The sequence below is a fragment of the Agrobacterium tumefaciens genome (assembly GCF_005221325.1).
Classification (GTDB): Bacteria; Pseudomonadota; Alphaproteobacteria; order Rhizobiales; family Rhizobiaceae; genus Agrobacterium.
In genome coordinates, this window is record NZ_CP039889.1 from 941,838 (window position 1) to 951,892 (window position 10,055).

At 60.5% G+C, this 10,055-nt stretch carries 14 protein-coding genes; all 14 read left to right on the plus strand.

What is annotated here, in order from left to right; genetic code table 11:
* The first annotated feature begins 16 nt into the window (after nt 1–16).
* Nucleotides 17–1,168: a phage protease gene (locus CFBP5499_RS19205; RefSeq protein ID WP_080829253.1), complete on the plus strand. Its 1,152-nt coding sequence runs from the start codon at nt 17–19 to the stop codon at nt 1,166–1,168.
* Entirely contained in the window at nt 1,165–1,578 is a 414-nt protein-coding gene (locus tag CFBP5499_RS19210; protein ID WP_065656446.1) for a hypothetical protein, read from the plus strand. Before CFBP5499_RS19205 ends, CFBP5499_RS19210 begins: the two co-directional genes overlap by 4 nt.
* Before the next feature lie 9 nt (nt 1,579–1,587).
* Nucleotides 1,588–2,484, plus strand: a complete 897-nt coding sequence (locus tag CFBP5499_RS19215; RefSeq protein ID WP_065656447.1) for a Mu-like prophage major head subunit gpT family protein — start codon at nt 1,588–1,590, stop codon at nt 2,482–2,484.
* 97 nt (nt 2,485–2,581) lie between these two features.
* The gene (locus CFBP5499_RS19220; protein WP_080829252.1) at nt 2,582–3,481 is read left to right on the plus strand and encodes an HI1506-related protein; all 900 of its coding nucleotides are present in this window, start codon (nt 2,582–2,584) and stop codon (nt 3,479–3,481) included.
* On the plus strand, nt 3,478–3,909 hold the full coding sequence (locus CFBP5499_RS19225) for a gp436 family protein (protein WP_080829250.1): 432 nt from the start codon (nt 3,478–3,480) through the stop codon (nt 3,907–3,909). Before CFBP5499_RS19220 ends, CFBP5499_RS19225 begins: the two co-directional genes overlap by 4 nt.
* A complete protein-coding gene (locus tag CFBP5499_RS19230) occupies nt 3,909–4,472 on the plus strand; it encodes a phage virion morphogenesis protein (RefSeq protein WP_080829249.1) in 564 nt (187 codons plus the stop codon). Before CFBP5499_RS19225 ends, CFBP5499_RS19230 begins: the two co-directional genes overlap by 1 nt.
* Nucleotides 4,469–4,885, plus strand: a complete 417-nt coding sequence (locus CFBP5499_RS19235) for a phage tail terminator protein (RefSeq protein WP_080829247.1) — start codon at nt 4,469–4,471, stop codon at nt 4,883–4,885. The genes CFBP5499_RS19230 and CFBP5499_RS19235 overlap by 4 nt, the downstream gene beginning before the upstream one ends.
* Nucleotides 4,882–5,055: a hypothetical protein gene (locus CFBP5499_RS30105; RefSeq protein WP_158523297.1), complete on the plus strand. Its 174-nt coding sequence runs from the start codon at nt 4,882–4,884 to the stop codon at nt 5,053–5,055. Before CFBP5499_RS19235 ends, CFBP5499_RS30105 begins: the two co-directional genes overlap by 4 nt.
* Nucleotides 5,048–5,980 carry a phage tail tube protein gene (locus tag CFBP5499_RS19240; protein WP_080829245.1) on the plus strand — a complete coding sequence of 311 codons (933 nt, stop codon included), beginning with the start codon at nt 5,048–5,050 and terminating at the stop codon, nt 5,978–5,980. The genes CFBP5499_RS30105 and CFBP5499_RS19240 overlap by 8 nt, the downstream gene beginning before the upstream one ends.
* 13 nt (nt 5,981–5,993) lie before the next feature.
* Nucleotides 5,994–6,182, plus strand: coding sequence for a hypothetical protein (locus CFBP5499_RS19245; protein ID WP_080829243.1), 189 nt, complete (start codon nt 5,994–5,996; stop codon nt 6,180–6,182).
* A gap of 36 nt (nt 6,183–6,218) precedes the next feature.
* Nucleotides 6,219–6,641: a hypothetical protein gene (locus CFBP5499_RS19250; protein WP_080829242.1), complete on the plus strand. Its 423-nt coding sequence runs from the start codon at nt 6,219–6,221 to the stop codon at nt 6,639–6,641.
* A gap of 92 nt (nt 6,642–6,733) precedes the next feature.
* Entirely contained in the window at nt 6,734–6,997 is a 264-nt protein-coding gene (locus CFBP5499_RS19255; protein WP_065656455.1) for a DUF1799 domain-containing protein, read from the plus strand.
* The gene (locus tag CFBP5499_RS19260) at nt 6,997–9,405 is read left to right on the plus strand and encodes a phage tail length tape measure family protein (RefSeq protein ID WP_080829240.1); all 2,409 of its coding nucleotides are present in this window, start codon (nt 6,997–6,999) and stop codon (nt 9,403–9,405) included. Before CFBP5499_RS19255 ends, CFBP5499_RS19260 begins: the two co-directional genes overlap by 1 nt.
* Nucleotides 9,405–10,055 carry a hypothetical protein gene (locus CFBP5499_RS19265; RefSeq protein WP_080829239.1) on the plus strand — a complete coding sequence of 217 codons (651 nt, stop codon included), beginning with the start codon at nt 9,405–9,407 and terminating at the stop codon, nt 10,053–10,055. The genes CFBP5499_RS19260 and CFBP5499_RS19265 overlap by 1 nt, the downstream gene beginning before the upstream one ends.

Below are 10,055 nucleotides of genomic sequence, written 5' to 3' on the forward strand. Positions count from 1 at the left end.
TCCTTTAGATGGGAGCATGAAAAACGCTCTCGCAACCCTCCTTGCTTCCGCATTGCTCACGGCGCATTCCGCCGAGCTGACGGCATCCGCCGCAGACGAAACGTGGATGCTTCTGATCCCGGCCGGCACATTCTCCGGTCGCGACGGTCGCGGCCCCTATAATTCCGGCGACTTGGTGTCGCTCCAGCGCATCGCCGATACGACCCGCCGCTATGCCGGCAAGACAGACATCCTGATCGACTACGAGCACCAGAGCCGCAACACGCTGGAGAACGGCAAGCCTGCTCCCGCAGCCGGCTGGATCAAGGAAGTCGAGGCGCGTCCGGACGGGCTTTATGGCCGTGTCGAGTGGACGGCCAATGCCGCCGCGGCCATCAAGGCGAAAGAGTATCGCTACATTTCCCCGGTCTATTTCCACACCAAGGCAGGCGAAGTGCTGGCCCTTCAGACGGTGGCCCTGACCAACGTTCCGAACCTCGATCTGTTCGAGGTCTCGGCCCATTCGATTTTTTCCACCCGCAACACTGAACCAGAGGTATCCATGAAAAAGGTGCTTGCTGCCCTCGGCCTGGCCGAAGGCGGCAGCGAAGACGATGTGCTTGTCGCCATCAATTCGCTGCTGACCAGCTCGACGGCAATTGCCGTTGCGGCCGGTCTTACGAAGGACGCCAAGTCCGAGGCGATCGCCACGGCCGTCCAGTCCGCCTTCGCTGATCGCAAGAAGATCGCGCTTGCTGCCGGCAAAAAGGAAGACGCCAGCGTCGACGACATCGTCAGCGTTCTGTCTTCCGCCCATTCCGCTGTCACGCCCGATCCGACGAAATTCGTTCCGATCGAACAGGTCAGCGCGATGCAGGCTGATCTCAATCTCCTGAAGGAGAAGGACGCCAGCAAGGATGCAGAAGCCGCAGTCGGCGACGCCATCCGCGACGGCAAGCTTGCTCCGGCGCTGAAGGATTGGGGCCTCGCGATGCACAGGGCCGATCCGAAGAAGTTCTCGGAGTTCGTTGGCAAAGCCCCCGTGCTCACCTCTGCGCAGCGCACGGCCAGCGCCAACCCTCCCGAGAACGGCAAGCCCAGCCTCAACGACGCAGAGATCGCAGTCATGCGTCAGATGGGTCTGACCGAAGAGCAGATGTTGAACGCCAAGAAAGGCGGTGACGCATGACGGCACTTGCTGCTGATCGCAATACCCCCGAGCGTGCGTCCAATACCCGCAGGGTCTTTTCCGCCGCCGCTGCCACTGTTTATTTCGCCGGCGCCATGGCGGCGGTGAATGCGGCGGGCCGCGTCGTTCCCATGTCCACCGCGCTCGGCCTTCGCGGCGTCGGTCGCGTTGAACGTCGCGTCGATAATGCAGCCGGTGCAAACGATGCCCTGACTGTCGAGGTCGGCGCTGGCACCTACCGTTTCGCCAACTCGGCGGCTGCGGACCTCATCACCAAGGCGGATATCGGCAACGACTGCTACGGCGTCGATGACCAGACCGTCGCCAAAACCTCCGCCACCAACACCCGCTCTGTCGCCGGCAAGATTTTCGATGTCGACGACCAGGGCGTGTGGGTAACGTTCTCCTGAAGGTGAGACATGGAAATCAACACCCAGACACTCCGCTCCGCCTATGTCGGCTTCAATGCAGCCTTCCAGCAGGGCATTGGCGAAGCGACCAGCATGTTCGGTCGCATCGCAACAACCGTGCCCTCCACGACCGCCACGCAGGAATATGGCTGGCTCGGCAATTTCCCGGGCTTCCGCGAATGGATCGGTGACCGCGTCGTCAACGGGCTGGCCAAGCACGGCTACTCGCTGAAGAACAAGGACTACGAAAACACCATCGGCGTCGATCGCAACGACTTCAACGATGACAATCTCGGCATCTATGCGCCGATGTTCCGTGACTTCGGGCAGACCGCCGTGACATTCCCGGACACGCTGATCTGGCCTCTACTGAAGGCTGGCTGGGCCACCTTGTGCTACGACAAGCAGTTCTTCTTCGACACTGACCATCCGGTCCTCGATGCAAACGGCAATACCATCTCCGTCGCCAACACAGACGGTGGCAATGGTACGCCGTGGTTCCTGCTCGACACCAGCCGCGCGTTGAAGCCGCTCATCTACCAGGAGCGCAAGAAATTCACCAACCTCGTGCGCATGGACAAGGATGACGACGAAAACGTCTTCACCAAGAAGGAATTCCGCTACGGCCTCGATGGTCGTTGCGCCGTCGGCTTCGGTTTCTGGCAGATGGCCTGGGGTTCGAAGCAGGTGCTCGACACGGCCCACTACGAGGCTGCGCGCACCGGGCTTGCAAACATGAAGGGCGACTATGGCCGTCCGCTTGCGATCCAGCCGAAACTTCTTGTCGTCCCGCCGTCTCTCGAAGGCGCCGCCCGCCGCATCGTCGGCAACAGCCTGAAAGACGGCGGCGGCACCAACGAATGGTTCGGCACTGCCGAAGTCCTGGTTGTTCCCTGGCTGGCTTGACCTGCCCCAGCCTGCACCTCCCTCCCGTTCATTCGGGAGGGCTTTTTGAAAACCGCTCACCAGCCGCTTTCGCAAAGCCCTCGAAAGGATAGTTTTTATGTCGAAGCCTACGACATCCCCGAAGAAATCCCGTTCCACCGCGCCCGCCGTCGATCTTGAGACCGTCAAGACGGATGGCACGCAGGATGATGCAGCCGTTACCACATCGGTTGCATCTGACCCGTCAGGTTTGAGAGCACCTGACGGGAATAATACCGGCCCGGCCGACGCCGATGGTTCTGTTGCTGACCAGAACCTCACCGACGAAGGGCATGACCAGACCGATGTGGATGCGGCCACCGCATCGGTCAACCTTTCCACCGAACCCTCCCAGGGCGATGCGAACGGAGCCGGCGCGAATGCCGGTTCCGTCAGCGGCGAAACGTCCGGTGTGCTGAAGGTCGACGATATCGGCCATCTTACCGAGACCCTGACGCTGGCTGCGATCGGCAAATCGCTGCTTGAGATCATTGTCGATGTCGCACGGGATTATCCCGAGCTTCAGGAATGGATTGGAAGCGACGATCCGGCCGGCATCGTGCGTGAACTCGTCGAGGAAATCGCCGTCCTGAAGGACATCCGTCTCGCTTCAGAGCCGGTGTCATTCTCGATGAAATCGGGAGGACTGAGAATCGGCGTTGCCGAGGGTATTGGCACGTTGACAATCAGCGACGTTTTGAACGGAGCTGGCGAACACGCCAACCGTTATGCATCTATGACACCTGAGGAATTCGAGCGCGATTTCCCGCTGTCGTTCGCGCTGCTGTCTCCTTTCACGGAAACCCTCTTGGCGGAACACCCGCCGCTGGTGCGCGTCACCTCCAATCGTGATGGCTTCCGACGCGCCGGCATAGCCCATTCGTCCAGGCCGGTTGACTATCGCCCCGGCGATCTCTCGCCCGAGCAGCTGGAAGCGATCATCGCAGAACCGCTCCTAACGGTTGAGGTCATCGATTGACCTACGTCACGCAACAGGACCTGATCGACCGTTTCGGCGAAAAAGAACTGATCGAACTGACGGACCGCGTTAACAAGCCGGTTTCGACGATCAATCCTGTTGTCGTCGAGCGCGCCATTTCCGACGCATCCGCCCTGATCGACGGCTATCTTAAAAAGGTCCTCAAGCTGCCTTTGAGCGTCGTTCCACCGATCCTCACGAAGAACGCGGCCGATATCGCCCGCTATTACCTTCATGGCAAGGCAGCCGACAAGGATAGCCCGGTCACCCGCGCCTATAACGAGGCGGTCGGCTTCCTGCGTGACGTTTCGCGCGGCCTGGTCGAACTGACGGACGGCGGAGAAACGCCGGCGCCGGCAGGCGGCGGTTCGGTTCGGGCGTCTGCGCCTGGTCGTGTCTTCACCCGTGACAGCCTGAAGGATTACTGATGACTGGCTCGGCCATCTATCTCGATGACGAACTGACGCCGGTTATTTCGCGGATCGGCCTTGCCGTTGCGCATCCCGGCGAACTGACATCGGCCTTTGCCTCCTACCTCGTCTTTTCGACACAGCGCCGCTTCGAGCTGGAAACCGGCCCGGACGGCATAAAGTGGAAGGCGCTCGCCCGCCGCACGCAGCTGAAGAAAATTCGTGGCCGGCAACGCGGCGCAAACAACATCCTGCGTGTCACCACCGCACTTTACCGCAGCATCGTTGGCCATTCCGATGAGCGCTCCGCGTCTGTCGGTTCGAACCTTGTCTATGCCCGTGTCCACCAGGAGGGCGGTGAAATCCGGATGTACGCCCGCAGCCAGCGGGCATCGCTTGGGAAGATACGCGGAAGAACCCGGTTCGTGCCACGCGGCAAGAAAGGCTCCGAAGAAAGAAAGATCACAATCGGCGAACACACCATTACCGTGCCGGCACGCCCCTATCTCGGCTTTTCGGCCGAGGACCGCACGCGGCTTGTCGAGATCGGTCAGGACTATCTGGAAGGCAAGGCACGATGATCGAGTCAATTATCGCCCGACTTTTGGAGAACGACACACCCTTCGCGATCGCAGGCGATGCGGCCGAGCTGGCGGACGTGAAAGACCGGCCGGTCAACCTGCCAGCCGTCTACGTGTACATCTCGCATGAGAAGTCCGCGCCGAATGAGCATGTCAACATTCTGCGCCAGAGGACCGCCTTCGATGTCGCCGTCGTGATCGTCACGGAAAACCTGTCCCGAGGCGATAACGGCGCGGCCCGCGCCGACATCGAGGCGCTGAAGGCTTTCGTGCGCGGCCAGCTTCTAGGCTTTCTGCCGGCAGGCGCATCCGATCCGCTTGAGCATGTCGAGGGCGAAATTCAACAGGCGCTTAACGGTGTCGTCTGGTTCGAAGACGTGTTCACCAGCGCCTACTACCAGGAGAAACGATGATGGACGGCCAGGGCGGCACATACATCCGCAATCAGGACGGTTCTCTCAAACTGGTGAGCCGTACCGAACAGAAACAGTCCGCGCCAGGCGTGAGCGAAGCCACCGCCGAGGCCATCCGCAAGAACATCACCGGTTCCGGCCGGAAACCGAAGGAAAGCAACAATGGCTAAACGCTACTGGCGTAACCGCGCCCTCCTGGTGAAACCCGAGGTAACCTATGGCGTCGACGCCGTGCCGACCGGCGCGGCCAATGCCATGCTTGCGACCAACGTGAGCCTGGAACCGCTGCTCGGCGAAGATTTGACCCGTGACCTGGTACTGCCCAACATGGGCCATCAGGGCATCATTCTCGATGGCAACTATGCCCGCCTTTCCTATGAGGTCGAGATTGCCGGCTCTGGCGCTGCCGGCACTGCGCCGGCCGTGGGTCCGTGCCTTCGCGCCAGCGGCTTTCAGGAAATCGTCACCGCCGCCACCAAGGTCGAATACAAGCCGGTTTCCAAGCTGTTCGAAAGCACCACGCATTATTTCAATATCGACGGCGTGAACCATGTCCTGGTCGGTACACGCGGCACCATGACCTTCGGGCTGACGCCGCGCCAGATTCCGCGTTTCGTCTTCACCATGACCGGCCTGATCGGCACCATCGCAGACGTTGCCCTGCCTGTCGTCGATGTGACCGATTTTCTGGCCCCGGTTCCCGTCAACGACGCCAACACCTCGGTTTCCCTGTTCGGTTACGCCGGCGCCTGCGAGGGCATCACCTTCGACCTGGCGAACCAAATCGAGCCGCGCATGCTCATCAATTCGGAATCGATCGAGCAGACCGACCGCCAGATGACCGGCAGCGCCATCATGGAAGCGACCCATCTTGCCGACAAGAACTGGTTCCAGATCGCCCGCTCTCACACCAAGGGCATTCTTGCCGCCCAGCATGGCACGGTTGCCGGCAACATCGTCAAGTTTGACGCGCCGGCCGTCCAGATCGGCCGCCCGACCTATGGCGAAACGCAGCGCATCATGAACAACACCCTTCCGCTGATGTTCACGCCGACGACTGCCGGCAACGACGAAATTCTGATCACCTTCGAGTGAGGATGGGGAGCCGATGCGCATCTATTGCACCTATTGCGGCTCCCAGCTCCACACCTTCGAAGCCTGCCCGAAAACATGGAACGGCAGCGCAACGCGGCTTCATCTGCGCTGCGCCTATTGCGGCTCCAACAGGCACAATTACGAGGCCTGCCCGAAAATCCGAAGCCGTCCTGTCGAGGGCGGCATCATCATCCGCGACTGACATTGCGCTTTTGAGGCGCGTTTAAGGGAAACTCAAATGGCCTTCAAACTCTCTCAGGAACTCACCTTTCCATGGCCGGTCAAAGTGATCGAGCCCAATCCGCACATTCCCGGTGAGCTGCTCGAACAGGAGTTCATCGCGCAATTCGCACTGATCGCGCCCGAACGCGCCAAAGCTCGCGATGCCGAGCGGCTTGCCATTCTTGAGCAGGTCACGCCCGAAACCGAGGGTGAGGAGCTGCGCAAGATCAACGAAGCTCTTCATGCTCATGATCTTCAAGCCCTGACGGACGTGTTGCGTGGCTGGGATGGCATCCTCGACGACGACGACAACGCCATCCCGTTCAATCCCGAGACGGTGGAAATCGTCCTTGCTCACACCCGCGTCAAAAATGCGCTCCTCCGGGCTTATCGAGAATCCATCTCCGAAGACAAGGCCCGCCTGGGAAACTCGAATTAGTCGCTACGGCCTGGGCGCATGCCCGCCTCGGCCGAGCCGACAAGAGCAAACCAACAGCCATCGATGCCGACGCCCGAAAGCAATTCGAACAGATGGGCGTCCGTTTTGCAGCCGCACCGAAAGTTGAGGACGATATCCAGATCATGGCCAGTGCCTGGGACAGCTACATTGCCTTCCGTGCCTGCGAAACGCAGTGGCGCATGGTTATTGGCCTCTCCGGCCTGATCTGGCTCGGTCTCGATTACCCCGCCTGCAAGCTCGTCCTCGATGATATCGGCGCGCCGGCGCATATCTTTGCCGATCTCCGTTACATGGAAGGTGTCGCGCTGCGCGTTCTCAACGAGGTGGATGGCTGATGGCTGATCCGTTGAGAATTTCCGCCCGCATCGAGATCGACCCGAGTAAGGCGCAGCAGGGTGCGGCCGAGGCCAGCAAGGCCGTATCGTCGATCGGCGCTGCGGCCGATCAGACCGCCGAGCAGCTGGAAAAACTGAATCAGGCGGCTGGCGAAGGTCTCCGGACGCCACTCGGTGGAACCGGTGCGGAACTCGACCGGCTGCGAGCTAAGTATAATCCGCTGTACGCGGTTATCATGCGATACAAAGAGGCCCAGCTCGAAATTCGCAGTGCCCACGCCGCTGGCGCGCTTTCCACTGATGAAATGACGGCCGCCCTTGACCGCAATCGTCGTTCCACTCTCGCAAGCATTGATGCGATCAAGGGGCGAAACAAGGCGATAACGGACGCTCCCCCCGCAAACAACAATAACAACCTGCGTTTTCAGACCACTAACCTGACCTACCAAGCGCAAGATATCTTTGCGACATCGACGACTATGCCTTGGTGGACCGTTGCCATGCAGCAGGGACCCCAGGTCGCAGGTGTCATGACCAACGTTGAAAATAAAGCCCAAGCTTTGCGCGGCGCGCTGATGGGGCTGATTTCCCCATGGTCTTTGATTTCAGTCGCGGCTGTCGGTGCCACGGCCTACGCTATTCAGTATTTTTCTACGATCGGCTCAGAAGGCGAGAAATCCAACTCACTACTAGAAGAGCAGGCCGAACTCGTACGCAACGTTGTCCGGCAATGGGGCGATGCGGTGCCGGCGCTCAAGGCGTATTCTGACGCGCTTCAGTCGGCGAAGGATGCCCAGGAACTTCTGAAAGCGACAGACCAGACCGCCGGTCAACAGTGGGAAGTTGCGCGAAAACAGGTTGCCGATCTGAATATCGAGTTCGCGGACTTGATGACGATGATGCAATCAGCCGGCCTAGAGGCCGAATCGATAAAAGGCCTTCAGCGGTCTTGGGATGGCGTCACCGAAAGCATCAGAAAGGGCAAAACCGACACTGAAGCTATGAACAGTGTTCAGCAGGGTCTGGCGTCGGCTCTTCAGACCACCGGCGTTCCTGCGATCGGGAATTTTTCTAAAGCCTTTAGCGACCTATCGACCACAATCGCAGGCGCAGCCCGCCAAGCGAATATTTTCCGTGAGCAGGCTTTGCAGGCGCTGTTGACCGGTCAGAATGGTCCGGACCTCAACCAGCTGTCGCCCCTGTTTACGGAAAACGGCAAGTTTGTCTCTGGCAAGGATTTCACGCCCATTAATGCGCCGGTTCCCGAAAAACGACCGCTCGTAGAGTTGTCGTATCTGCCGGGAGAGGAAAAGGAACTGAAGTCAGCGGCCCGTTCCGCCACATCCACCGCCAACGCCTACCGAGACCTGATCAAGACGGCCGATGACCGTGTTGCCCAGATGAAGCTGGAGGCCGAGCTTGCGGGCCAGACCGGCGTTGCGGCCGACGCGCTGCGCTTCAAGCTCGATCTCCTTCAGCAGTCCGAGGAAAAGGGCCGTTCGCTTTCGTCCAAACAGGTCGAGGCGATCAACAGCCGCGTCGAGGCCTTCAAGAAATATGCCGAGGCCGCAGCATCCGCCAAACTGAAGGCCGATTTGCTGTTTGAGCGCGAGCAGCTCGGCCGCTCCTCGATGGACCAGCAGATTGCCGGCGCATTGCGCTCGTCCGGTCTGCCGGTCGATTTCGACAGCTACGAGGCCGGCCTGATCCGGACGAACTACCAGCTGCAATATGCGCGAGATCTCGCCGGCGAATTTACGTCCACCTTCTTTGACGGTCTCCGCCAGGGCGAAAGCGTCTGGGATGCTTTCGGAAACGCCGGCGTTAAAGCGCTTCAGCGCATTGCCGATACACTGATGAACGACGTTCTGAACAGCATGTTCAGCGTGTCCAGCGCATCGGGCGGTTCGGGCGGTGGTCTTTTCAGCGGCTTGCTGGGCGGGTTGGGCAGTCTGTTCGGTGGCGGTACGGGCGCTTTCCCTTCAGCGCCGGGCGGCCTCTATGCCAAGGGTGGCACCTTCCTTGACGGCATCAGCGGCTATTCCAACCGAGTAGTGAACAAACCCACGATGTTCGCATTCGCCAAGGGCACCGGCCTGATGGGCGAAGCCGGCCCCGAGGCGATCATGCCGCTGACCCGTGATGCGTCCGGCCGCCTCGGCGTTTCTGCCGATGTTTCGCCGCTGATGTCGCCAAAGCAGGCGGCAGCAGCCAGCGCCACTGCGCAGCGCATTGAGCTTGCCATCAAACTCGGCCTGTCGGTCGACGAAAGCGGCAACATCATCCCGATCGTCAAACAGATCGTCGCCGAGGACGCGCCGGAAATCGCAATGACCGTTGTGGAAAGCTATGACCGGGACCTGCCGAACCGCATCGCGCAGATCGACGCCGATCCGAGGTTGCGTTGATGGCCGCACCGCTTCCCCTTGCCCGTATCAACGACATTTTGCCGATCGCATCGGTCGAATGGGACATCCAGCGCAACGACGAACTGTCGGGCGACGGCAATGGCGATCTCTGGCAGGCCGAACTGGCGGACCCGTTCTGGCGGGCGAATGTCACGCTTGGCCGTGGCCTGCATGCGGAGCTGAAGCGCGTTGCCGCCCGCATCCGGGCACTGGAAGGCGCAAAACAGTCCTTCCTTCTGGTCGACCCGCTTTCTCCGTTTCCTGCGGCTGATCCGGACGGCGCGATCGTCGCCGGTGCAAATGTCACGATCCGGGGCACCACCAACCGTTACGTCGCCCAGGTCTCCGGCCTGCCGGCGAACTACGTTTTGACCGAAGGCGACAAGCTGCAGATCGTTTATGGCACCGAGGAAGCACCGCGATATGCCTTTGTCGAAGTCTCCCAGGACGTGATCGGCACGCTGGGCGGTATTGCCGACATCAGCGTGTTTCCGCGCCTGCCCATGTCGCTTGTGATTGGTGCAGCCGTCACGCTCGCCCGTCCGGCCTGCGCGATGATCATCCAGCCAACCACCCACAAGCCCGGCACGGCGCGCCGATCGGTCACCGATGGCGCCGGCTTTACCGCACTCCAGAAGAAGAGAGGCTGA

Coding starts and splice junctions, on each gene's coding strand:
- CFBP5499_RS19260 (WP_080829240.1), top strand. CDS start 6,997: ATGGCTGATCCGTTGAGAATTTCCGCCCGCATCGAGATCGACCCGAGT.
- CFBP5499_RS19210 (WP_065656446.1), top strand. CDS start 1,165: ATGACGGCACTTGCTGCTGATCGCAATACCCCCGAGCGTGCGTCCAAT.
- CFBP5499_RS19255 (WP_065656455.1), top strand. CDS start 6,734: ATGGGCGTCCGTTTTGCAGCCGCACCGAAAGTTGAGGACGATATCCAG.
- CFBP5499_RS30105 (WP_158523297.1), top strand. CDS start 4,882: ATGATGGACGGCCAGGGCGGCACATACATCCGCAATCAGGACGGTTCT.
- CFBP5499_RS19240 (WP_080829245.1), top strand. CDS start 5,048: ATGGCTAAACGCTACTGGCGTAACCGCGCCCTCCTGGTGAAACCCGAG.
- CFBP5499_RS19250 (WP_080829242.1), top strand. CDS start 6,219: ATGGCCTTCAAACTCTCTCAGGAACTCACCTTTCCATGGCCGGTCAAA.
- CFBP5499_RS19245 (WP_080829243.1), top strand. CDS start 5,994: ATGCGCATCTATTGCACCTATTGCGGCTCCCAGCTCCACACCTTCGAA.
- CFBP5499_RS19235 (WP_080829247.1), top strand. CDS start 4,469: ATGATCGAGTCAATTATCGCCCGACTTTTGGAGAACGACACACCCTTC.
- CFBP5499_RS19220 (WP_080829252.1), top strand. CDS start 2,582: ATGTCGAAGCCTACGACATCCCCGAAGAAATCCCGTTCCACCGCGCCC.
- CFBP5499_RS19265 (WP_080829239.1), top strand. CDS start 9,405: ATGGCCGCACCGCTTCCCCTTGCCCGTATCAACGACATTTTGCCGATC.
- CFBP5499_RS19215 (WP_065656447.1), top strand. CDS start 1,588: ATGGAAATCAACACCCAGACACTCCGCTCCGCCTATGTCGGCTTCAAT.
- CFBP5499_RS19230 (WP_080829249.1), top strand. CDS start 3,909: ATGACTGGCTCGGCCATCTATCTCGATGACGAACTGACGCCGGTTATT.
- CFBP5499_RS19205 (WP_080829253.1), top strand. CDS start 17: ATGAAAAACGCTCTCGCAACCCTCCTTGCTTCCGCATTGCTCACGGCG.